The sequence below is a fragment of the Agromyces sp. Soil535 genome, assembly GCF_001428255.1.
Classification (GTDB): domain Bacteria; phylum Actinomycetota; class Actinomycetes; order Actinomycetales; family Microbacteriaceae; genus Agromyces.
Window position 1 is genome coordinate 169035 of sequence record NZ_LMRW01000003.1, and the last position, 23136, is coordinate 192170.

Below are 23136 nucleotides of genomic sequence, written 5' to 3' on the forward strand. Positions count from 1 at the left end.
CCCCGCCCTCGCCGGCACCGCGACATCCGCGTAGCGTGGGCGGCGAAGCGACGGGCCGAACAAGGGGGTCACTGATGGCCGAGCTCTCATTCATCCAGCCGTGCCTGTGGTTCGACGACCAGGCACGCGAGGCGATGGCCTATTACGTCGACGTCTTCCCGAACTCCCGCATCACCCGGATCGACGAGTATCCCGATGAATCGCTCGACGCGCACTTCGTCGGGATGTCGGGCAAGGTGCTCAACGGGCAGTTCACCCTGAACGGCGTGGACTTCACCTGCCTCGACGGCGGACCGCTCTTCCCCTTCAACGAATCGATCTCTTTCGTCGTGTCCTGCAAGGATCAAGCCGAGATCGACGACTACTGGTCGAAGCTCTCGCACGTGCCCGAGTCGGAGCAATGCGGCTGGTGCAAGGACAGGTTCGGCGTGAGCTGGCAGATCATTCCCGCGAACATGGGCGAGCTCACGCGCCGGCCCGAGCAGATCCAGGTGATGATGCGCCAGAAGAAGATCGTGATCGCCGAACTCGAGAACGCCTGACCGCGTTCAGGCACCGACGTTTCGACCCTCGGCGAGCGCGGCGAGCTGCGCGGTGACCGACCCCCATCCGGCGGCGAAGCCGAGCTTCTCGTGGACGGATCGTGCGGCCGCATCGCCGTGCCGCACGATGACGCGGTAGTCCGTACCCTCGGGGTGGTCGGCGAAGGTGATCTCGGCGGTCATCGGCACGGGCGACGGGGAGGTCGGCCGCCAAGCACTGTCGATGGCGTTGGTGAACACGATGCGCTCGCCGTCCTCGACCAGCAGGAAGCACGCATCCATGTGCGGCTGGAAGCTCACGCCGTCCTCGCTCATACTCGTGACCAGCGGCCCGCCCGCCCGGGCTTCGAATCGTTCCACCCGGCACACGGTGGGCGCCGGGAGCCACCACTTCTCGAAGCTCGCCGGCTCGGTCCAGGCCCTCCAGACGGATGCGCGGGGTGCGCGGATGACGCGCTCGATCGTCAGGTCGAGGTCGGGGTTCACGAGGTCTCCTTCTGCGTGATGCCAGGCTGCGTGGTGACGAAGGCGTCCAGGCGGTCGGTGCGCTGCTCCCACGTGCGGCGCTGTTCGGCGAGCCAGTCGTCGAGCAGGTCGAGCCGCTCGCGGTTGAGCTCGCAGCGCCGTACCCGTCCGGTCTTCGCCGTGCGTATGAGTCCCCCACGCTCGAGCACCGCGAGGTGCTTCATGAACGAGGGGAGGGTCATCGTCGACTGCTCTGCCAGCACGGTCACACTCGCTGCTCCTGCGCCCAGTCGGGCGAGAACCGCTCGTCGGGTCGGATCAGCGAGGGCGAGGAAGACCTCGTCCAGTTCGTCCGAATACTTTTCCATATGGCTAAGTATTGTGCAACCGCAGCGACCGCGCAATGGCGGTGATGCCACCGAGTTCAAGACTCAGCGAATGGCGCGCAATCCCGACATCCCCGACGCGTTCGACGTCTACACGGTCGTGGTCCTGCGGCGGCCGGACGATGCGCCGGAGATGTCGGACGAGGAGCTCGACGCGCTCCAGGCACGCCACCTCGCCTACCGGGCCGACCTGTGGCGGCAGGGCGTGGTGGTCGTGAACGGGCCGTTCGACCAGCAGAGCGACCCCGTCGTATCGCGGGATGTCGATCTTCGCCTGCGACCCCTGCCGAGGCCGCACGGCTCTCGGACGGCGACCCATCAGTGGTGGCGGGGCGGCTCGCCTACGACGTGATGGACTGGTGGGTTGGCCGCTTCGGCTGCACGTAGCCGGTCATGTGCGTGAGCGTGAAGTCTTCGCTCAGGAGCGCATCGAGCTAGCGACCACATTCATGGTCCCCCCGTTCGGTATCCAGCGACAGGCACTGGCCAACCACGAACTGACAGGGCCTCCCTCGCTGACGGAACCCGATCTAGCGTCGAACGGGTGAACGAAACACTCGAACTCAACAACGGCGTGACGATACCGGCGCTCGGCTTCGGCGTCTTCCAGACTCCCCCGGCCGAGACCGTGAGCGCCGTGGCATCCGCTCTCCAGGTCGGATACCGCCACATCGACACCGCCGCCGCGTACCTGAACGAGCGGGAGGTCGGCGAGGCGATCCGCCAGTCGGGCCTCGACCGTGACGAGATCTTCATCGAGACGAAGGTGTGGATCAGCGACTACGGCTACGACGAGACCCTGCACGCGTGGGAGAAGAGCACCGGCAAGCTCGGCGTCGACACGCTCGACCTGCTGATCCTGCACCAGCCGATGCCCGCGCACTTCGACCGCACCATCGAGGCGTACCGCGCCCTCGAGACGCTGCTCGCCGACGGCAAGGTGCGTGCGATCGGCGTCAGCAACTTCATGCCCGACCATCTCGAAACGCTGCTCGAGCAGACGAGCGTCGTGCCGGCCGTCAACCAGGTCGAGGTGCACCCGTACTTCTCGCAGCCCGAGGTGCGTGCAGCGGATGCCGCGCACGGCGTCCTGACGCAGGCGTGGTCGCCGATCGGCGGCATCACCTTCTACCGCGGCGAGAGCGCAGGCACGCTGGCCGACCCGGTGATCGGCGGCATCGCCGACGCGCACGGCAAGACCCCCGCGCAGGTCATGCTGCGGTGGCACCTGCAGGAGGGCCGATCGGCCATCCCGAAGTCCGTCCGCGCCGAGCGCATCGCCGAGAACTTCGACGTCTTCGACTTCGAACTCACCGCTGCGGAGCTCGAGGCCATCGACGCGCTCGACACCGGCGAGCGCGGCGGCCCCGAACCGGCATCCATCACGCCGGAGGTGTTCGCGCTCACCATTCCCGAGGCGTGAGCCGCGGCGCGGCATCCGTCGACCCCGTCACGCCGATCGACGGGCGCCCCGTCGCACTCCGCGCCCATGGCCAGCGAATAGGCTCGACGTGTGTCGAGACCAGCTGAGCCCTCGGTTCGTGAGTTTCTCCGATCCCTGCCGCCGATCATCGCGGATGTCGAACCGTTGATGAGGGAACAGCTTCCCCACGAGCCGACCGCCCTGCTCCTCAGGTGGATCGAAGAGGCGGTCGAGGCGGGTCTCGCCGTGCCGCACGCAGCGACCATTGCGACGGCGGATGCCTCGGGAACCCCCTCGGCGCGCACGCTCCTGCTGAAGGACGTGGACGACCGCGGCCTCTGGTTCGCGTCGGTCGCGAGCAGTCGCAAGGGGCTGGAGTTGAGCGACCGGCCGTGGGCGGAACTGGTGTTCCACTGGCGTGAGTTCGGCCGGCAGCTGCGGTTCGCAGGGCCGGTCGTCCCCGGCGATCGTACGATCTCCGACGAGGACTTCCGGGCACGCGGGATGCCGGCGCGAGCCGGCGTCCTCGCCGGTCGGCAGGGTTCGCCGCGCGGTGACGCCTCGGCGGCGGAGGCGCGACTCGAGGCCGCACGGCACGCGCTCGAGCGGCAACCCCAGCTCACCTCGCGTGACTGGCAGGCGTACGTCCTCTCCCCCCGCCATGCCGATGTGCTGCAGCTTCGCGGGCACGGCGAGCCGCTGTGCTTCGCCTACGAGCGTGGCGCCGACGGCGGCTGGGCACTCACCGAGCTCTGGCCATAGAGCGGATGCCGCAGGGTCGGCCGCTCCCCTGCGCGACGACCGGGTCCTGTCAGACCCGCACCGCGTCGAAACTCGCCGACATTGCATCCGCGGGAATCACGATCGTCCGGCTATCGCGCTGCTCGATGTTCTTGCCGCTTGCGATACGGATGTCCCAGGGCAGGCGGACCGTCACACCTTCCCGCCGGAGCCACCTTCCGCTTGCCGGCAGCGTCATGGCCGAGCGGACGACCTGCGGGCCCCACTCCAGTTCGTCGATGACGACGTTTCCGCGAGCCGTCAGTCCTGTCACCCGACCGCTGGGCCACTGCTCGGGCAACGCGGGCAGGAGCGAAAGCGCACCGGGGGAGGACTGCGCGAGCATCGCCACGACCACGCCGGGCAAGGCACCAGACGCGTCGAGGTTGAAAATCGCTCCGGCGTCGTGAGTCGAAACGAGCGCGGGAGTGAAGTGGTCCCTCGCCAGCCAGAGCACGCACCTGTAGGCGGAATCGGCGTCGCCGAGCGCCGCCGCAGCCAAGCCGATCGAGGCGAGCCCGAAGGCCATCTCCATTCGCCCTGGGGGCCCGAATGGCGCTTCTGCTCGCCAGGCGATCTTCGCGCGTACGGTCTCGCTCGCTGCCGCGCGCAGCGCCGCAGTTTCGAACGCCTCATCCGCCTCGTACCAGAGGCCGTGGAGGTGCGAGACGTGTCGGTGCTCCAGATGCTCCGGCCAATCACCCGACCACTCGGCGAGACTGCCGTCGGTTGCGACGGAGTAGGCAGGCAGGGCCGCGCGGGCGGCGAGCCAGCGTCGGCGTCGTTCGGCGTCGCCGCGGAGCTCAGCGAGCCATGCCCCGACCCGGAGCCCGTCTCGGATCGCCGCGACATCGCTCGTCGCGTTCGTTGCAAGCGGATTGTCACTCCCCGCAGGGGTGTTCTCAGGCGAGAAGGAGGGCGACAGGGCTCCGCCGCCGCCGTCGAGCACCGCCAGAGAGAACTCGAGCACCTCGACGGTGAGCGTCCAGAGATCCTCGTCCAGGAGCGAGCGGTCCCCGGTCGTCTGGATATAGTCGGCCGCCATCCGCAGGAGCCATGGTCCGTTGCCGAGCCAGTACTGATGGGGATAGTCGCGATTGAAGTGATTGGCGTGGCCATGTGACGTGAGTCGCGCCGGCAGCAGCATGCCGTCCACCCCGAAGATCGCCTTCGCGTTGTGCCGGTAGTCCTCGATGTAGGGCAGGACCAGTCGGAACAGCGAGGGCATGAGCTCGGGCATCGACGTCCAGAGGACTCCGCAAAGAGCACCGAGCTGGAGATTGCCGTTCATCGTGTAATCCGCTGACCAAGCGGGCGACCACGTTCCCTGCCACACGCCCTGCAACGTGGGTGGCAGCGTCCCGGTCGATGCCAGGATGTTGCGGCGGCCAGCGGCATAGGCAGTCTCGACCACCACCCGCTCGGCTTCGGGATCGCCGGATCTCGCTCGGGCCCACCATTCCTCGGTCGTGCCCGGTCCCAGGCCTCCGTCGCTGAGCTGTAGGGAGGAACGAGAGAGGACCTCTCCCGCGTCGAGTCGTGGAGCCGTTGGTTCGACATCCGTCGTGACGCGGATTCTGAATCGAACCGGACGCCCGCGCGCGACGACCACTTGCCACTCGTTCGCCCCCGTCACCGCCATCGGCTCGTCGGCATGGACCACGATGCGAGCCATCCGGTCGGTGCCCTCTTCGCGACCGGCGGCAACCACGGACATCGAAAGCTCGAAGGGGTTCGCTTCGACGCGCGTCGTCACATGCCGGCGGTAATCGATGACCTCGACCGTACTGGCGCCGGCGCTGCGCTCTTCGACGGGACCGAGGGAGAGGCGCCCCACGACATCGCGTTCCGACCACAGCTCCAGGGACAGTTCCTCGGTCCCATGCTCGGTCCTGAGCTTGAGACCGGCGCCCGCATCATCCCCATCGTCTGCGGACTCCAGCCGCCAAGACAGCGCGGCGTCGCCGGAGTCGAGCATGACCTCGCGTCGGTACTCCGACCAGGGTTCATCCACTTCCCATCTGAGCTCTCCAACCGGCGCCAGCGGGTCCGTCCAGACGAGCTCATCCGGGTCCAGACCGAGTTCTCGCAGGCGATCCTCTACGATGTCGGCTGCCGACTTCGCGTCTCGATTCCGGAGCGCCTCGTGCATGGCGGGCAGAGCGGGTGCGAGGTCGGGGGCCGGGCGACGGCTGTTCGCCGGGAGCAGAAAGCGCTCGTGTGCGAGCGTGATGGTGTGCTGCGTCGGTCGTCCGAACGCCACGGCGCCCACCACGCCAGTGCCCGCGACGACCCCGAGGTCCCAGGTCTCGGCGATGGTCGTGCTCCAGGCACTCTGTGGCCGCCCGTGCTTCTCGGTCATATGGCGGGTCCTCAGCCCGGAAGCACGGTGGCGAATGCCGACATGCGCCGGGTGTGATCGACATGCCTGACTGGGCCGACCAACTCGACAGAGAGCGCCGTCCCGGGATGTCCTTCCGAATCGGCGATCGTCAGCACGATCTCGCCTGGTTCGACGCGACGTCGCAGGTCTCGGCCGGTGAAGCTCGCAAGGTCGGCATGCACATCGAACAGGATCTCGGCGCTCGCCCCCGGCTCCAGATGGACTCGGGCGAAACCGACGAGTTGCCGTACCGGCCGGGTGACCGTGGCGACCGGGTCGCTCAAGTACAACTGCACGACGTGCGCACCGGCGCGGTCGCCGACATTCCGCACGGTCGCTTCAACGGAGACGGTGCCGTCCGTGGGAATCTCCGTCTTCGAGATGCTCGCGTCGTGAACGTGAAAATGCGTGTAGGAGAGCCCGTGTCCGAACCGGAACGCCGGCGTCGGGTCGAGATTGCTCACTCCGTCGCTTTTGAGCGCAAGCGGGGGCGCGAGGTACGTCCCGGGTTGAGCCGAAGCCTCCCCCGGAATCTGTACCGGCAGCCGTCCAGATGGATTCACCCGCCCCGAGAGCACTCCGGCGATGGCCTGACCGCCCTCCTCCCCGGGGAAGAAGGCCTGGATCGTCGCCGCGGCGCGCGAGGCGAAGCGGCCGACCGCATACGGACGGCCTGAGACCACCACGAGCACGACCTGACGAGCGGCCTCGAGCACCGCGCTCACGAGCTCCGCCTGCTTCCCGGGCAGCTGAAGGTCGAGCGCGTCGCACCCTTCTCCTGAGGTGCCCTGACCGAACATGCCGGAGCGATCGCCCACGACCAGCACGGCAAGGTCGGCGCGCTCCGCTGCGCGCACCGCCGCGGCGATGCCCTCGGCCCCGCCGCCCAGCACCGGAACGCCCAACTCGAATTCGACCTCACTGCCGGGAAACTCGGCTCTGATCGACTCGAGCACGGTGGGGGCGTCGACCCCGAGGTCCAGACCGGGGTGGCTGGGAACGACATGGTTGGGAAAGGAGTAGCAGCCGAACAGGCATCCCGAGTCGTGCGCAGCTGGGCCGATGACCGCAATGCGCTGCGGCGCGTGTTCGAGCGGCAGCACATCCTCGTCGTTCGAGAGCAGCACGATGGACCGCTCGGCGATCGTCCCGGCAATGCGGCGGTTCCCCGGCGGATCCAGGTCGATCACCTCACACTCCGGCTCGGCGGGCATCCATCCGGGGTCGAGGAGGCCGAGTTCCGCCTTCTGCGTGAGCACCCGGAGCGCGGCACGATCGATCACGTCCGCGCCGACGGTGTCGAGGAGCTCTGGACCGAACGCGAGGGTGTGCGGAAGCTCGACGTCGATGCCCGCGGTGAGCGCCTGCGCGCCGGCGTCGGCGTTGTCGATGGCGAGCCGGTGCATGCTCTGGACGAAAGGGATCGCCCAGTAGTCGGACACGACGGTCCCCTCGAAGCCCCACTGCGTCCGAAGGATGCCGGTGAGCAGCGATGCATCGACGGCGGCCGGGACTCCGTCGATTTCGTTGTAGGCGTTCATGACCGAGCGCACGCCGGCGTGCACGACCGCCTTCTCGAACGGCACCAGGACGATGTCTGCGAGTTCACGGGGCCCGACCGAAGCCGGGGCGTGGTTGCGAGCACCGCGGGACGCCGAATATCCGGCGAAGTGCTTCAATGTCGCGATGATGCCGGACGACTGAAGACCCCGGACATACGCAGCAGCCATCTCGCCGACGAGGTACGGATCCTCTCCGAGCGTCTCCTCGACGCGCCCCCATCGGTAGTCGCGCACGACGTCGAGGACCGGGGCCAGGCCCTGATGCACGCCGAGCTGCACCATGTCGCGACCGATCGCGGACCCCATCTCCTGGATCACGTCGGGGTCGAAGGTGGCCGCCCACGCCAGGGACGTCGGGTACACCGTCGCCTTCCACGCGGTGAAGCCGGTCAAGCACTCCTCGTGTGCGATGGCCGGGATCGAGAACCGGTTCGCCGCCATCACAGCGCGTTGCAGCTCTGCCAACCGCCTCATGCCCCGGGCAGGTTCCACCGGCAACGTCCCGAACGGTCGAGTGAGGTGGCCGATCCCGTCACGGATCGCCTCGGCGAACGGGATCGCCTGCAACTGAGTGTCCTGCATCGGTGCGACGTCCCCACTCGCACCCGCCGCATCGGGCCACGTGGAGCCCAGCTGCTGCAGCTTCTCGAGCGGCGTCATCTCGCGGAGGAGAGCCGACGCGCGTTCGGCAGGCGAGCGGGCGGTGTCATGCCAGGTCTGGCTCCGCGGGAGGGTGTCGGTCATGGAGTCGTATCCGTTCGAGTGATCAAGTCAGCGTTCCAGCGGGGCGGTCGAGTCCCGGATGACGAGGTGAGTCGATACCTCGATCCGCTTGGTGGGGATCTGCTCCCCGTTGGCGAGCCGCATGATCGAGGCCACGGCCGTGCGTCCGATATCGGCGATCGGCTGATGAACCGTCGTGAGCGGCGGTGTCGAGGTCCGGGCGAGATAGGTGTCGTCGAACCCGACGACACTCAGTTCCGAGGGCACGGAGATTCCCTGGCGGCGTGCCGCTTCGAGGACTCCCATGGCTGAGACATCGCTACCGGCGAAGATCGCGGTGGGCGGCTCCGCGGACTGCAGGAGCATCTCCGCCGATCGCAGCCCGTGTTCGAACGTGAAGGAGTGGCGGGGAACGGCGTCGAGGTCGACGGTGAGGCCGGCGTCAGCCATGGCAGCGGCCCAGCCGTGAGCCCGCACGATGTCACAGCTTGCACGGGGCGGCCCGCCGATGTACGCGATTCGCCGGTGGCCGAGCGAGGTCAGGTATGTCGTCGCGTCGTATGCGCCCGCCCAGTTCGTCGCGCCGATACTCGGCGTCGACGGCCGCGGTCGATCGATCGGATCGACCAGGATCATCGGCAAGCCGATTGCGCGGAGGGCATTCTCCCGCTGGGCTGAGTATGCGCTGGTCACCTCGATCACGCCGATGCGTCCCGCGCGAGCAAGACTCTGCGCCCAAGCCTTGCTCGAGACTTCTGAGATGCTGTCGATGGATCGCAGCAGCAAGGCGCAGTTCATCTGGCCCGCAGTCTCCATGGCTCCACCGAGGAAGGTCGAGAGGTAGGGGTTGGCGACGTCGCCGGGCTCCACGACGAGTTCGATCGTCCCTTCACCGATCGATCGGACCGTACTGTGTCGCTCGACGATGCTCACATATCCGAGCGATTCGACCGCGCCCTCGACCCGCGCTCGAGTCTCCTCACCGACACCCCCGCGCCCGTTGATGACCTTCGACACCGTCGCGATGGACACGTTGGCGCTTCGAGCAACATCGGTGATCGTCGTCCGTCTGGACACCGCTGCACCTGAGTCGGTCATGTCGTCCATGTCATCACTCCCCTTGATTCCGAGTACGTCACTTGGCGTGATTCCGAGTACGTCACTTTCCGCCGACTCCCATCAGTCCGGCGATGAGGGCCCGCCGCGCGAACAGGTAGACGATGAAGATCGGGATGATCGTCAGTACCACGGCCGACAACAGTCCCGGGATGTTCACGCTGAACTGCTGACGGAACTGGCTGAGACCGACGGTGGCCACCGTGACCTCGGGCGACCGCGTGAGAATCAGCGGGAGGAGGAATCCGTTCCACGCGTTCAGCGCCGTGTAGACGACGACCGTTGCGATCCCACCCTTGGCGAGCGGCAGCACCATGGAGAAGAACGATCTCAGCGGGGTGGCACCGTCGATGGCCATGGCCTCGTACAACTCGCCGCTGATCTCCCGCATGCTGCCGCAGAGGATCAGCGTGGTCAGCGGGATGACGAACGCCGCGGTCGGAAGGATCACGCCGAGCAGGGAGTCGTAGAGTCCGAGCGAATCGATCAGGTAGTACAGCGGAATGACCACCACCTGAGCCGGAATCGCCAATCCCACCAGCAGGAGCCGGAACGCGGCGGATACGCCACGGTTCCTGCTCCGGACGATCGCGAACGCGAGCGGCGGAACGAGAACCAGGACGATGGCGACGGTTCCGACGGTGATGATCCCGGCATTGAGCAGGTAACGCCCGAAGCCCATCTCGAACGATGCGATGAAGTTGTCGAGCACGAACTCCGTCGGCGGAGCAAGCGGGCCATTCCTGGTGTACGCGCTCTGGCTCTCGAACGACGCGCGCAGCATGAGGTACACGGGCAACAGGATGACGAACAGCCAGCCGACCGCGAACGTGCCGGCGAACCAATTGGGGCGGGTACCCATCAGATGCCCTCCTGGCTTCCGGTCATCTTGTCGTACCCCGTGACCCGGACCATGACCAGGGAGACCGCGGCAGCCAGGACGACGAGGACGACTGCGATCGCGCTGCCGTAGCCGAGATCGAACGCGACGAACGCCTGCTCGTACATGAAGTACGGCAGGATCGCCGTGCCGTTGCTCGGTCCGCCCCGGGTCAGGATGAGGATGATGTCGAACGCGGTGAACGTACCGACGACGATGAGAATCGTCACGGTGATGATCGTGTTCCGCAACTGCGGAATCGTGATGGAGAAGAACTGGCGGATGATGCCGGCCCCATCGATCTGCGCGGCCTGGTAGATGGTGACGGGGATCTGCCGCGCCGCTCCCTGGAAGATGAGGGTGTACAGCGGCGTCGCACCCCACAGGTAGATGAACACGATCACCGCAACCGCCGACCATTGCCGACCGAGCAGGTTGCCGTCCCCGAAAAGCCACGGCAGCGCGTCGGGAATCCCGAAGTTCGGATCGAGCAAGGATCCCCAAAGAACGCTGACGGCCGCAGTCGACATCAACAGCGGGATGAAGTAGAGCGCGACCACGATGGCACGGAACCGCTGAGGGCCCGCCGCCCACACACCGGTGATCACGCCCAGAGGAACTTGGGTGACCACGGCCAGAACCACCAGAAGCAGGGTGATCGTGACGCTCTTCCCCACTGCGGCATCCGAGGACAACCTGGTCCAGTTGTCGAGGCCGATGAATGTCGGCGGAGAGATCCGGATGCCGTTGTAGTAGGTGAATGACAGGTAGAAGGCGAAGCCCAACGGCAGGAGAGCGAAGAGCGCGAAGTAGAGAATCGCCGGGAGCGCCCAGAGGATGCCAGGTCGGCCTGCATGCTGCAGGCCTCCGGGGCGGCCTGCAGCATGCAGGCCGCCCCGATCGGTGTTCTGGGCCTCGCGCATCGCGAACCCGGAGGTCCGCTCACTGATGGCGAGACGGGTCATGTCGTATGCCTTTCGAATGGTGCGGGAACGAGGTCGACTCAGCCGGTGGCAGTGATGGACTGCATCTGAGAGACCCAGCCGTCTGCATCGATCGTGCCGTTGAAGTAGTCCGCGATCGCGTCCGTCAGTCGCTCCTTGCTCGCCGTCGGGACGACCTGGTCCCAGGAGAGCTGGAAGGTCGGAGCGTCCTGCACAAGGTTGAACACGAAGTCGAGGTAGGACTTCTTGTTGGCGTCGATGCTCTCGTCGGCAGCGATGAACTCGCCTGCGTTCAGCGTGGGCGGGAGATTGCCGAGGGCGATCTGATCGGCGACGAACGCATCGCTGTACAGCTCCTTGAGGAAGTCGCGGGCAGCCTCGGGGTAGCGCGTGTCCGCCGCGACGTTGTAGAAGTTGCTCAGGTTGCCCGCGATCTCACCCGACTCCCCCGCGCCATCCTCGAGGCTCGGGAAGGCCACCCAGCCCAGGTTGTCGGCCACGAAGTCCGGTGCGGCGCCCTCGAGGGTTGCGTAGTTCCACGTGCCCATGAGTTCGTAGGCCGCCTTACCCTGGCTGAGCAGTCCCGTGGTGCCCTGGTTCGAGTACCCCACCGAATCGAAGGTCGACCCGAACGTGCCGGCGTCGACGAGCTCCTTCAGACGGTCGAGGGCCGAGCGGCTCCCCTCGCTCGCCCAGACCTCGCCCTCACCGGCAAGGCCCGCCGACACCTCGTCGTTCCCGATCTCACGGGCGAACGCGTACTGGTACCACATCTGGGTCGGCCACTTGTCCGCTCCCGCGAGGGCCACCGGGATGACCCCGGCCTGCGTAAGGGTCTCGGTCTGGCTGAGGAGATCGTCCCATGTCTGTGCGGGCTCAAGGCCGGCGTCGGCGAGCACCTGCTTGTTGTAGAAGAGGAAGGTCGGCGCGACGCCGCGCATCGGGATGCCGTAGGCCTCGCCGTTGATGACCTCCTCATCGAAGACCGAGGGGATGAAGGCGTCGCGGAGCGCCGGGTCCTCGTCGATGAACTCGTCGAGCGGCATGACAGCCCCAGCGTCGACGAGCTGCTGGATGTCGGCGGCGCCCCAGCTCATGAAGATGTCGGGCGCATTCGCGGTACCGAGCGAGGTCCGAACCGCGGTCGGATAGTTCCCGTCACCTGCCAACTTGTCGACCACGACCTTGATCTCCGAGGTCTCGTTGAATCGCTCGGCGGCGGCTTCCTCGGCCGTCGCGGCCGCGTCGCCGTACACCGCGACGTGGATCTCGCCCTCCGGCCGACTCTCGTTGGTGCCTCCACTCGCCGAAGCGCAACCGGCCACGGCGAACGCGGTGATCGCGATCGCGGCAGCCGCCGCAGTTCGTGCGCTGTGCTTCTTCAGGTTCATCGTTGAACGCCTCTCGTTCTCATGCCGCTTCCTCGCGGCTGCTCTTGGGGGATGGAGCCGCCCCTGGGGGCTCAAGAAACGTAAACGAAAAATCGTTGCTCTAACACCTAGGCATAAACGAAAAACTTTCCGGTTGTCCCAAGGCCGAGAATATCGTCGCGAACTGCAAGGGCCCAAGAAAGGCCCCTCGCGCCTGAAAACTTTCGGAACGTGTCGGCGTAACGGCGGGTGCAGAGTGCTCAACGGGCAGTTCACCCTGAACGGCGCGGATTCCGTCTGCCTCGACGGCGTGCCACCCTTCACCTTCAACGAGTCGATCTCGTTCGTCGAGTCCCGCAAGGGCCAGGATGAGATCGACTGCTATTGGTCGAGCTCTCGAACGTGCCCGAGTCGGAGCAGTGCGGCTGGTGCAGGGACCGGTTCGGCGTGAGCTGGCACATCATCCCCGCGAACACATGGGCGAGCTGACCAGCATGGCAGGCGGTCAGGCGACCGGGCCTGCAGAGACCGAATTCCGGCGAAGCACCACGAACGCGGCTGCGCTCACGACGACCACGATCGAGACCGCGATGAGCACGGGCAGGACTGCACCTGCGGCATCCGCTGCTTGAAGGCCGAGGAGGACGAGGAGGCTCGTTCCCATGAGCACGGAGAACGACAGCCATGGGGCGATCAGAAGGAGGCCCGCACTCCGACCGCGGAGGGCGCCGATGCCGGTGACGATCATCGACGGCAGCACGATCGAAAGGTCGATCGAGTGGACGGGATTGACCATCAGTCCCGCCGACGCGACGCTGGGCGGTGTCGTGCCCGCGAGCAACGCCGGCACAAGTTCGGACAGCCACAGGATGCCGAAGAGCACAGCGATGGTGATCAGGGTGATGCCGGCGAATCGAGTGGCGCGTTGACCCGACCGCACCGGCGGCAGTGCTGGATCGAGAGCGGCGACCAAGCGCCGGCCGAGGGGGAAGAACGTCAGGCCGAGGATCGCGAGGTAGAGCAGGTAGAAGACTCCGACGTGCAGCGCGAAGGCATAGATGACGTAGACGTACGTCACGTACACCAACGCGCCCATCCAGACGAAGAGGCCCGCCGCCGACCCACGCACCGCAGCAATCGTGCTGACGATCAACACGGCCACGACAATGAGGTTGCCGAGGTCCTGGCCGCGCGCCTGAAGCGCCCAATCGGCTGTCTCGTTCGCATACGGCGCGCTGCTGGCCAGGCCTCCGATGCTGCCGACGAGCACCAGAAGCGAGATCGAGATCGTCCCAAGGATCGCACCACGCCCCAAGAGGGCGGCGACTGCGAGGTCCGAACGCGTGCGTTGCGGTTCCGACATATGGAAACTCTAGAGCCGGCATCGCCCTCGCGGGTGAGGCCCTGACGTGGGCGGTACAACAGACTGGAAGGCGTGAAGAACGCGCAGGAGCCACGGACGTCCGCGCCTCTCGTCGATGGGGGTCGCACGCCACTGGTGGCGGCGACCCTCATCTGCGCGGTGACGCTGCCGATGACGATCGCGATGTTGATCCAGATCGTGTTGCCCGAGTTCGGCACGGCCGTGTCGACCTGGATCCTCGCCCTGGTCATCGTCCTGCACATCACGGGCTTCGCCTGCTACCGTCTGCCGCGCATCGCCTTCGGAATCGGCGCTGCGGCGATGCTGAGCCTCGCCCTCACCGCGGCGCCAGGCTCGTCGAGCGCGGCCCTTCTTCCTTCGGCAACCACCTTCATCCTGTTGGAATGGCAGATGGGGTCGACGCAGCGCCGTGGCGTGGCGGGCGCTGCGCTGGGCGTGGGCATCGTCGGCGCCGGCATCATCACGGCGGTCGACGCCATCTCTCACGACCTGCGTGATCCGATACTGATCGCGTTCGAGGCGATGGCACTCGTTGCGGTCGTGGCGGCGGGATGGGCCTTCGGCGTATGGTCTCGCCAGCGTCGGGCTGCATCCGCCGCGCGCGCCGAGCAACGCGTGCACGATGCGCTCGCCGCAGAGCGCACGCGCATCGGTCGCGACCTGCACGATGTCGTCTCGCACTCGCTCACGATCATGATCGCCCAGGCGGAGGCGGCGCGCGTGCTCGCACGCGAACCACAGGCGTCGCATGCGCTCGAGCGGGTTGCCGAGACCGGCCGGTCGGCGATGCACGGGCTCCGCCGCATGCTCCACGTGCTCGACGACGGCGAGAGCGACCCGGGCCTCTCTCCGTCACCCGACCTCCGCGGGCTCGCTCGACTCGTCGAGGGCACGAGCACGCCCGAGCACCGTACGAGCTTCGTCGAGCGCGGTGAGCCGCGCACCATGCGCCCGGATGCCGAGCTCGCGGTCTTCCGTGCTGCGCAGGAGGCGCTGACGAACGTGGTCCGCCATGTGCGACCGCTCGTCCAGGTGCGCGTCGAGCTCGGGTGGAGCGCCGACGAGGTGGTGCTGAGCGTGACGGATGACGGCGGCGAGGGAACGATTCAGGGAAGCGCCGGCGTGGGCGTCGGGCTCATCGGCATGGCGGAGCGTGTGCGCCAGGCCGGCGGTGCGCTGGACGTGCAGCAGGGCAGCGGCTGGACCGTGCGGGTGTCGATGCCGATCGAGGAGGACGCATGACGCGACCGGTCACTGTGCTGCTGGCCGACGATCAGGAACTCCTTCGCGATGCGCTCGCGACGATCCTCGACGCCGATCCGCGGATCGACGTCTCGGGCACGGCGGCGGACGGAGCCGCGGCGGTCGCCCACGTGCGTGCGCATGACGTCGACGTCGTCCTCATGGATGTGCGGATGCCCGGGATGGACGGCATCCGCGCGACGGAGGAGGTGCTGCGTGCGCGGTCGGATACACGCGTGCTCGTGTTGACGACGTTCGACCTCGACGAGTACGTGTTCGCTGCCATCCGCGCGGGCGCCAGCGGATTCCTGACGAAGGACGCCCGGCCCGCCGAGCTCATCGACGCGATCTGCCGGGTCGCCGCGGGCGACGCGGCCTTGGCCCCACGTGCCGCAGCGACCCTGCTGCGGTACGTGCGTCGGCACGCGACTCCACCCGCGGGCGACCCGCTCGCGGTCCTCAGCCCCCGCGAGCGCGAGGTCGCGATGCTCCTCGCGCGCGGCGCCTCGAACGACGAGATCGGCCGCTCGCTGTTCCTCACCGGCAACACCGTGAAGACCCACGTGAAGGCGATCCTCGCCAAGCTCGGACTGTCCGACCGGATCCAGGTCGTCATCTGGGCGTACGAGCAGGGCATCGTCCAGCCCGGCGAGGCTCACTCGCACGGGTGAGGCGAGGACGCCCATCCGGGTGAAGCGTGCGCGAGCGCCGCTCGGCGAGTGTGGAGGCATGGATACCACCACGCAGCACATGATCCCCCCGCTGATCGTGCGATCGCCCGCGTCGCGTCGGCTCGCCTGGACCGGCACCGTCATCGCGACGGCCGTGCTCGCGGCCGCGCTGGTGTGGCTCGTCGCCCCGCACGCCGGCCCGTATGCCGCGGGCCGCTCACCTCTCGAACAGCTGCTCGGCAGTCCGAGCGCGACGGCCGCGTTCGTCGCGGCCGGAGTGCAGGCCGTCGCCGGCGTGGTCACTGCGGCCATCGGTGTCAGCGTGCTGGCCGGGTGGTTGAAGGCCGTCGGCACTGCCTCGGTGCTCGCGCTGCTCATGGTGGGCGCGGTCGCTCTCGGCCTCCTCGGCTTCGACGGAATCGTGATCGCCGGCTACTCGCTCGCATTCCTCGTCCCGCTCGGCATCGTCGCGGTGATCGTCGTGCTCGCGGTACGGCGCCCACTCGTGGCGGCGGCGCTCGCGATCCCCGTCGTGGGGGTCGTCGTGCTCTCGCACCTCGGGATCTTCCCGCTGGTGGAGTTCTCCACGCGATTTGCGGCGGCGATCGCCGACGACCCAGTTCGCTTCGGCACCTCACTCGGCCTGATCGCGTTCGTGGGGGTGTGGACGCTCTGGGCAGCGACACCGCTGGCGCGTCGCTTCGGGCGCGTGGGCGCGTTCGCCGAGCGCCACCGCGTCGTCATCACCGTCGCGGCGGCGGCGTGCGCCGCCCCCTACGTCGTGGCCCGCGCGTCGTGGCTCACGCCGTGGCCGCTCTTCGGAGGCAGCACGGACATGTTCTCTGAGCATCCCGAGGTACGCGTCGTCGGTCTTATGCTCGGCGGGGCGATGCTCGTCGGCGCCGTCCTCACCCTCGGGCTCGTGCTGCCGTGGGGAACGCGCCTGCCGCGCTGGGTTCCGCGCGTGGGTGGGAAGCCGGTGCCGGTGCCGCTCGCGGTGGTGCCGGCGTCCGTGGTCGCCGTGCTGTTCACGGCAGGGGGCGTGCAGTCGCTGGTCCTCGCGGCTTCGGCATCGTTGCCGCTCGAGATCGTGTTTGTGCTGCCGTTCTGGCTCTGGGGCCCGATGCTCGCCCTTGCCACGTGGGGCTACGCGCGTCATCGCGCGCGTCGCGTCCGCTCGATCTCGGTTGCCGCCGGGGCCATGAAGGAGTAACCAGACGAGTAGCGAAAGGAACCACACTCATGAAGATCGTCGTCATCGGAGGCACCGGCCTCATCGGATCGAAGGTCGTGTCGGAACTCGCCCAGCGCGGGCACGAGGCGGTCGCCGCCTCGCCGAACTCGGGCGTGAACACCATCACCGGCGAGGGACTGGCCGACGTGCTCGTGGGCGCGAACGTGGTCGTCGACGTGTCGAACTCGCCGTCATTCGCAGATGCGGACGTGCTCGAGTTCTTCACCACCTCCACCACCAACCTGCTCGCGGCCGAGCGCGAGGCCGGCGTGACGCACCACGTCGCGCTCTCCATCGTCGGAAGTGGTCGCCTTCCCGACAGCGGCTACCTCCGCGCGAAGGTCGCGCAGGAGCAGCTCATCGAGGCATCCGGCCGGCCGTACTCGATCGTGCGGGCGACCCAGTTCTACGAGTTCGTCGGACGCATCGCCGATGAGGCGACCATCGACGGCACCGCACGCGTGTCGACCGGGATGATGCAGCCGATCGCCGCAGCGGAGGTCTCGGCCGCCGTCGCCCGAGTCGCCGCCGGCGACCCCATCAACGGCACGCTCGAGATCGGCGGACCGGAGCGCATCGGTCAGGACGAGCTCGTTCGCATCGCGCTCACGGCGAAGGGGGACACGCGCACCGTCATCTCGGATCCGGACGCTCGGTACTTCGGCACCCGGCTCTCCGGCACCGAACTCGTGCCGGGCCCCGACGCGCAACTGTCGACGACCACGTTCGCGGACTGGCTCGCCGCCCGGTCGGCGCCGGCGAAGTAGGCCGCCATGCGCATCGCGGTCATCGGCGGCACCGGGCTCATCGCACACGACTCGTCGCCCGGCTCACCGCCGACGGCCACGACGTCGTCTCCGCGTCCCGCGCGACCGGGGTCAACTCCTACACGGGCGAGGGTCTCGCGGAGGCCCTCGCCGGGGCGGAGATCCTCATCGACGTCACCAACTCGGGGTACCTCGACGAGCGGGGCGCGAATGACTTCTTCTACGGCTCGACGCTCAACCTGCTGACCCACGGCGCTGCGGCGGGCGTGCGTCATCACGTCGCACTCTCCGTGGTCGGCACGGATCGGCTCGCCCAGACGGAGGGTGGCTACTTCGCCGCGAAGGAAGCCCAGGAGCACCTCATCCGCCGATCGGGTCGCCCCTTCACCATCGTGCATGCCACCCAGTTCTTCGAGTTCATCTCGAGAATCGCGATGCCGCGACCAGACAGCACCTCGTCCGCCTCTCGAATGCCCTCATCCAGCCGATATCTGCCGACGACGTCGGTTCGGCGACCGCCGAGGTAGCCGTCGGCTCACCGCTGAACGGCGTGGTCGAGTTCGCCGGCCCCGAGCGGTTCCGGCTCGAGGAGCTCGTACGACGGGAACTGGAGGTCCGCGGGGATTCCCGCGAAGTGGTCGTGGACCCGCTCGCCCGCTACTTCGGCACCGACCTCGATGAGCGCGAGTTGCTTCCCGGCCCCGACGCGACGATCGCCCCGACGCGGTTCGAGGATTGGCTCGCGGCCGGCGCGCCGAACGGCGGCGGAAGGGCATCGTGAGGCGAGAGCGGTTCGAGCCGGTCCTCGAAGAAGAATCGGGACAGGCGCACTCGCAGGCGAAGTGTCCAGAGCGTCCGACCGCTGTGGGGTTCCAAGGTGAGCGGGGCGTGTTCACCGGTGTCGAGCAGCCGCCAGCGCTCGTACCTGCTGAGCTGCTGGTGGACCTCGATGTATTCGCCCCCAGGGAGACGTACGATCCGCCCCGTCTCGAACCCGTGGAGGAGGAGCTCCCGGTCCTTGCGCTGGAGGCCGAGGCAGACCCGTCGTGCAATCGTGAAGGCGATGACAGGCCCGGCCAGCAGGAGGATCTGCAGGGCGAGCACGACCCCTTCGATCGTGAGGCTGAAGGCGACCGCGATGAGGTCCGCGCTTCCGGCAACCCAGAGAACGCCGTAGAACACGATGCCCGCGACGCCGATTCCCGTCCTGGTCGGTGTGTTCCGTGGGCGGTCCAGGACATGGTGTTCTCGATGGTCAGCGGCGATCCAGCCCTCGATGAACGGATACGCGGCGACGAGGAGGAGGAAGACCGTGATCACCGCCAGTGGGACGAGCAGGGCGAGCGTCCACGTGCGATCGAGCGCGACGATCTCCCAGCCGGATGGCACGAGTCGGAGCGCCCCGTCGAGGAAGCCGGTGTACCAGTCCGGCTGGCTGCCGGCGCCGGCGTTGCCCGGTGAGGCGGGTCCGTACAGCCAGATCGGGTTGATGGTGACGGTCGCGGAGATCAGCAGCAGCAGGCCGGTCACGATGAGGAAGAGCCCGCCGGCGCGTGCCGCCGCGTCGGGGAAGAGCGGCACGCCGACGACGTTGGCCTCAGTTCGTCCGGGGCCCGCGAACTGGGGTGGCTTCAGCCGGTGCATGATCGCGATGCGAACGACGATGAGCGCGAGCATCACGGGCACGACGGCAAGATGCAGTGGGTAGAGATGCTCGATGATCTCGCCCGGGAACTGACCTCCGAAGAGCAGCTCTTTCAGCCAAGTTCCGACGACTGGAATGCCGAGGAGAATTCCTTCGAAGATGCGCAGCCCTGTGCCGGAGAGCATGTCGTCGGGCAGGGCATACCCGCTCCACCCGCCCGCGAGGGCGGTGATCAGGATCAGGAACAGCAGCACCCAGCCCGCGCGTCGCGGCTTGCGGAAGGCCCCGGTGAAGAAGGTGACCAAGAGCTGGGCGATCAGGGCCGCGGGCAGCAGCAGTGCGGCCCAGTGATGGGCCTGCCGGAGGAGCAGGCCGCCGGGAACCTCGAACGAGGCATACAGGGTCGATTCGAACGCTTTCGACACCTGCACGCCCTGAAGCGCCGGGTACCGCCCGTCGTACTCGACGGTCGTACCGGAGGGCGTGTAGAAGAACATCAGGATCACGCCGGTCAGGGTGATGACCGCGAGGCATGCGAGTGCGATCACCCCGAACATGTTCGACCAATGCAGGGGTACGACGCGACGACGCAGATCCTGGAGCACGGCAACGCCCCGCCTCCCGACCGCCGTGCGTCGTAGCAGGTAGTCAGACAGCCGACCTGTGAAGTCCGTACGTGCTCCATGCTCAACCGGCACCCTTGTCTCCTCTCAGACCTCCTATACATATGACGCCGTAGCCGTCTGATTTGTGACAGTTGCGGCACCGACGAGCGGCTCGTAGCCTCGCAGGGGCAGGACCCGGACGTGCCGGGGCGAGTTGGCGGTGAGGCATGCTGTTCGGGCGGGACGCCGAACTCGACGTGATCGGGGCCTTTGTGCGGGGTGAGCCGCAGTCCGCGTCGCCGGTGCTGCTTTTCTGCGGCGAGCCGGGCGTGGGAAAGACTGCGCTGCTCGACGCGGCATCCGAGATCGCCGTGCAGGCGGGACGCACGGTGGTGCGTGCCACCGCGTTCGAATTTGAGGCGGAGCTCACGTACTGCGCGCTCAACGAGGTGCTGCATCCGCTGCTCGACGCGCTCCCAGCGATCGACGAGGTCCATCGCCATGCGATCGCGGTGATCTGCGGGCTCGAGCCCGGACCGCCGCCGACACAACTCATCGCCGGCGCTGCGGCACTCGCGCTCATCACCCACGTCGCGAAGACGATGCCACTGCTCGTCATCGTCGACGACGTGCCGTGGCTCGACCTCGCGAGCGGGATGGTGTTCGCCTACGTGGCCCGCCGTATTCGTGACGCCGACGTCCGGCTCCTCATCGCCGCGCGATCCGAGCTCGAGAACGTGTTCGTGCGCAGTGGGTTCGACGGGCACATCCTGACGCCCCTCGACGATGCGAGCGCCGACTCGCTGCTCGTCGACCGATTCCCGGCGCTCGCCCCGAACGTGCGCCGACGGATCCGCGACGAAGCGCTCGGCAATCCCCTCGCGCTGCTCGACCTGCCCGCCGCGCTCAACGCCGAGCCGAGGTCGCTCACCGACACGCTCCCTCTCACCGACCGCCTGACAGAGCTCTATGCCCGGAGACTCGGCGGTCTTCCTGCCGGGACGCGGGATCTGCTGCTGTTCGTCGTGCTCGCCGGCGGGGAGAACAGCATGACGATCGAGAACTGCCTGCCGACGCCCGAGGGGCGAGCCGACCTGCCACCGGCCGAACGAGCCGGCATCGTACGTCCCAACCCGCGTACAGGACGTATGGAGTTCCGCCATCCGCTGATCCGCTCGGCCGTCTTCGAACTCTCGACGAGCGAGGAACGCCGGCGCACGCACGCCCTCCTCGCGCAGGCGTTCACAGACGACCCGCAACGGCGGGCCTGGCATCTCGGGCAATCGGCCTCAGCGCCGGATGAGGACATCGCCTGTCTCCTCGAGGTCGTGTCGGACGACCTGCTGCACGAGGGCAACAGCGCCAGGGCCACGGCCGCGATGCTCCGGGCGGCGGAGCTGAGTCCGGCGCGCGAGGATCGAGCCCGGCGGGTGGCCCGTGCCGCGTACCTCGGGTCGCTCGTGACCGGCGAGCTGCAGGCGAGCCCTCGCCTCCTCGTCGAAGCGCAGCCCGATCCGACGGATGCCCCGTCGCTCGCGGCTGCGACCGCCGCGGCCTACCACCTGCTCAACGGCGAGGGAGACGCCTCGAGCGCGCAGCGATTGCTGATCGCGGCCCTCGATGCGCATCCCGGCCCCCTCGACGCGGCGGACGAAGCCGACATGGAGGCGTTGCAGACGCTCGTGTTCGTCGGGTTCTACGCCGGCAGGGCCGAGTTCTGGGACGACGCACGGCGGCAGTTCGCACGTGTCTCACCGGAGCTCCCTGAGACGCTCGCGCTCCTCGACGGGGCATTCGGCGATCCCGCTCGGGCTGATCCAGCGGTCGTCCGCGACCTCGATGCCGCGCTCGACAGCCTGCAGTTCACGTCTGACCCGGTGCGGATCACCAGGATCGCGGCGGCCGGTGCCTACCTTGATCGGGTTCGACTCGCCCGCGACCCGCTCTGGCGGGTCGTCGACGACGGTCGTCGCGGCGGCGCCGTCGCCAAGGAGATCGAATCCCTCTTCCTCATCGCGAACGACGACTACTTCTCGGGCCAGTGGGACGAACTCGAGGAGGTCACGGACGACGGCCTGCGCCTGTGCGACGAGCTCGGGTACGCGCTGACCGCGGCACCCGGGCGCTTCCTTCGCGCGCTGGTCGACGCCGCGAGGGGGCAGGATGCTGCCGCCGACGATGCTGCCGAGGAGCTGCTGATCTGGGCGGCCCCACGACGCCTGTACACCCTCGCCGCCTACGCCTCGCACATCCGCTGCATGCTGCAGCTCTCCGCCGGCCGGTTCGAGTCGGCGTATCGGCACGCGGCATCCGTCAGCCCTGCAGGCACGCTCCAACCTTTCCTCCCGCACGCCGTGTGGCTCGTGTTCGACCTGGTCGAAGCGGCCACGCGATCGGGTCGGAGCACTGAGGCCGCCGCGCATGTGCGAGCCGCCGAAGAGGCTGGGCTCGGCGAACGCTCGTCGCGTCAGGAGATGCTCGTCACGGCCGTCGGTGCGCTCACCGATCCCCAGCACTGGCGCGAACGCTTCGAGCAAGCGCTCACCACACCCGAGAGCGAGCGGTGGATCTTCGACCGCGCACGTGTGCACCTGGTGTACGGCGAGCAACTCCGGCGGGCGCAATCGCCGGCGGAGGCACGCATCCAGCTCGCCTCGGCGCTCGATACCTTCCGCGACCTCCGGGCGCGGCCGTGGGTCGACCGGGCACTGCGAGAACTGCGCGCCGCAGGGGGCACCGATTCCGGAGCCGACGCCCTCACCCCGCAGGAGGCCGCCGTGGCCCGCCTCGCGGCGACCGGGCTCACGAACAAGGAGATCGCCGCTCAGCTGTTCCTCTCCCCTCGGACCGTGTCGACGCACCTGTCGAGGGTCTTCCCGAAACTCGGCATCATGTCTCGCGGCGCGCTCCGGGACGCCCTCGAACGTCGGGAGTCGGAATTGCGTCACTGACCTACGTCATCTGACGGATTCCCTTTACTCACCCGCTCCGTAGATTCGCTCGTGTTCACAAAA

At 67.9% G+C, this 23136-nt stretch carries 21 protein-coding genes; 11 read left to right on the forward strand and 10 right to left on the reverse strand.

Annotated elements, in window-relative coordinates; all coding sequences use genetic code 11:
* Positions 1-74 precede the first annotated feature (74 nt).
* Entirely contained in the window at positions 75-542 is a 468-nt protein-coding gene (locus tag ASG80_RS05065) for a VOC family protein (RefSeq protein WP_056729077.1), read from the forward strand.
* A 6-nt stretch (positions 543-548) separates the two neighbouring features.
* On the opposite strand, the gene ASG80_RS05070 is transcribed toward ASG80_RS05065, so the two are convergent.
* Entirely contained in the window at positions 549-1028 is a 480-nt protein-coding gene (locus ASG80_RS05070) for an SRPBCC domain-containing protein (RefSeq protein ID WP_056729078.1), read from the reverse strand.
* A complete protein-coding gene (locus ASG80_RS05075) occupies positions 1025-1375 on the reverse strand; it encodes a helix-turn-helix transcriptional regulator (protein ID WP_056729079.1) in 351 nt (116 codons plus the stop codon). Before ASG80_RS05075 ends, ASG80_RS05070 begins: the two co-directional genes overlap by 4 nt.
* Before the next feature lie 70 nt (positions 1376-1445).
* Here ASG80_RS05075 and ASG80_RS05080 point away from each other — a divergent pair, with 70 nt between their 5' ends.
* From ASG80_RS05080 to ASG80_RS05090, 3 genes are all read left to right on the forward strand, one after another.
* A complete protein-coding gene (locus ASG80_RS05080) occupies positions 1446-1745 on the forward strand; it encodes a hypothetical protein (protein WP_056729080.1) in 300 nt (99 codons plus the stop codon).
* A gap of 192 nt (positions 1746-1937) precedes the next feature.
* A complete protein-coding gene (locus tag ASG80_RS05085; protein ID WP_056729081.1) occupies positions 1938-2816 on the forward strand; it encodes an aldo/keto reductase in 879 nt (292 codons plus the stop codon).
* Between the two features lie 168 nt (positions 2817-2984).
* The gene (locus ASG80_RS05090) at positions 2985-3578 is read left to right on the forward strand and encodes a pyridoxal 5'-phosphate synthase (protein ID WP_056729082.1); all 594 of its coding nucleotides are present in this window, start codon (positions 2985-2987) and stop codon (positions 3576-3578) included.
* A 49-nt stretch (positions 3579-3627) separates the two neighbouring features.
* Here the strand turns inward: ASG80_RS05090 and ASG80_RS05095 are convergent, their stop codons facing one another.
* From ASG80_RS05095 to ASG80_RS05120, 6 genes are read right to left on the reverse strand one after another with little or no spacing between them, the layout of a single operon-like run.
* Positions 3628-5958: a glycoside hydrolase family 95-like protein gene (locus tag ASG80_RS05095; protein WP_056729083.1), complete on the reverse strand. Its 2331-nt coding sequence runs from the start codon at positions 5956-5958 to the stop codon at positions 3628-3630.
* A gap of 11 nt (positions 5959-5969) precedes the next feature.
* Positions 5970-8285, reverse strand: coding sequence for a glycoside hydrolase family 3 N-terminal domain-containing protein (locus tag ASG80_RS05100; protein WP_056729084.1), 2316 nt, complete (start codon positions 8283-8285; stop codon positions 5970-5972).
* A 27-nt stretch (positions 8286-8312) separates the two neighbouring features.
* Positions 8313-9371 (reverse strand): LacI family DNA-binding transcriptional regulator, encoded by a 1059-nt coding sequence (locus tag ASG80_RS05105; protein ID WP_056729085.1) that lies wholly within the window; start codon positions 9369-9371, stop codon positions 8313-8315.
* 52 nt (positions 9372-9423) lie between these two features.
* Entirely contained in the window at positions 9424-10242 is an 819-nt protein-coding gene (locus tag ASG80_RS05110) for a carbohydrate ABC transporter permease (RefSeq protein ID WP_056729086.1), read from the reverse strand.
* Positions 10242-11225, reverse strand: a complete 984-nt coding sequence (locus ASG80_RS05115; protein ID WP_200952500.1) for a carbohydrate ABC transporter permease — start codon at positions 11223-11225, stop codon at positions 10242-10244. The genes ASG80_RS05110 and ASG80_RS05115 overlap by 1 nt, the downstream gene beginning before the upstream one ends.
* Before the next feature lie 38 nt (positions 11226-11263).
* The gene (locus ASG80_RS05120; RefSeq protein ID WP_056729087.1) at positions 11264-12595 is read right to left on the reverse strand and encodes an ABC transporter substrate-binding protein; all 1332 of its coding nucleotides are present in this window, start codon (positions 12593-12595) and stop codon (positions 11264-11266) included.
* Between the two features lie 381 nt (positions 12596-12976).
* Here ASG80_RS05120 and ASG80_RS24710 point away from each other — a divergent pair, with 381 nt between their 5' ends.
* The gene (locus ASG80_RS24710; RefSeq protein ID WP_255355575.1) at positions 12977-13063 is read left to right on the forward strand and encodes a VOC family protein; all 87 of its coding nucleotides are present in this window, start codon (positions 12977-12979) and stop codon (positions 13061-13063) included.
* A gap of 16 nt (positions 13064-13079) precedes the next feature.
* Here the strand turns inward: ASG80_RS24710 and ASG80_RS05130 are convergent, their stop codons facing one another.
* Positions 13080-13937: a hypothetical protein gene (locus ASG80_RS05130; RefSeq protein ID WP_056729089.1), complete on the reverse strand. Its 858-nt coding sequence runs from the start codon at positions 13935-13937 to the stop codon at positions 13080-13082.
* A 72-nt stretch (positions 13938-14009) separates the two neighbouring features.
* Here ASG80_RS05130 and ASG80_RS05135 point away from each other — a divergent pair, with 72 nt between their 5' ends.
* From ASG80_RS05135 to ASG80_RS24375, 5 genes are read left to right on the forward strand one after another with little or no spacing between them, the layout of a single operon-like run.
* Positions 14010-15200 (forward strand): sensor histidine kinase, encoded by a 1191-nt coding sequence (locus tag ASG80_RS05135; protein WP_156401661.1) that lies wholly within the window; start codon positions 14010-14012, stop codon positions 15198-15200.
* Positions 15197-15871 carry a response regulator transcription factor gene (locus ASG80_RS05140; RefSeq protein WP_056729091.1) on the forward strand — a complete coding sequence of 225 codons (675 nt, stop codon included), beginning with the start codon at positions 15197-15199 and terminating at the stop codon, positions 15869-15871. The genes ASG80_RS05135 and ASG80_RS05140 overlap by 4 nt, the downstream gene beginning before the upstream one ends.
* Before the next feature lie 58 nt (positions 15872-15929).
* Positions 15930-17084 carry a hypothetical protein gene (locus tag ASG80_RS05145; protein ID WP_056729092.1) on the forward strand — a complete coding sequence of 385 codons (1155 nt, stop codon included), beginning with the start codon at positions 15930-15932 and terminating at the stop codon, positions 17082-17084.
* A gap of 29 nt (positions 17085-17113) precedes the next feature.
* Positions 17114-17872, forward strand: a complete 759-nt coding sequence (locus ASG80_RS05150; RefSeq protein ID WP_056729093.1) for an SDR family oxidoreductase — start codon at positions 17114-17116, stop codon at positions 17870-17872.
* Positions 17839-18399 (forward strand): SDR family oxidoreductase, encoded by a 561-nt coding sequence (locus ASG80_RS24375; RefSeq protein ID WP_235508193.1) that lies wholly within the window; start codon positions 17839-17841, stop codon positions 18397-18399. Before ASG80_RS05150 ends, ASG80_RS24375 begins: the two co-directional genes overlap by 34 nt.
* 130 nt (positions 18400-18529) lie before the next feature.
* Here the strand turns inward: ASG80_RS24375 and ASG80_RS05160 are convergent, their stop codons facing one another.
* Positions 18530-20074 (reverse strand): cytochrome b N-terminal domain-containing protein, encoded by a 1545-nt coding sequence (locus ASG80_RS05160; RefSeq protein ID WP_235508194.1) that lies wholly within the window; start codon positions 20072-20074, stop codon positions 18530-18532.
* Positions 20075-20349: 275 nt separating this feature from the next.
* Between ASG80_RS05160 and ASG80_RS05165 the strand changes: the two genes are divergently transcribed.
* Positions 20350-23073 (forward strand): helix-turn-helix transcriptional regulator, encoded by a 2724-nt coding sequence (locus ASG80_RS05165; protein ID WP_056729094.1) that lies wholly within the window; start codon positions 20350-20352, stop codon positions 23071-23073.
* Positions 23074-23136: the final 63 nt, after the last annotated feature.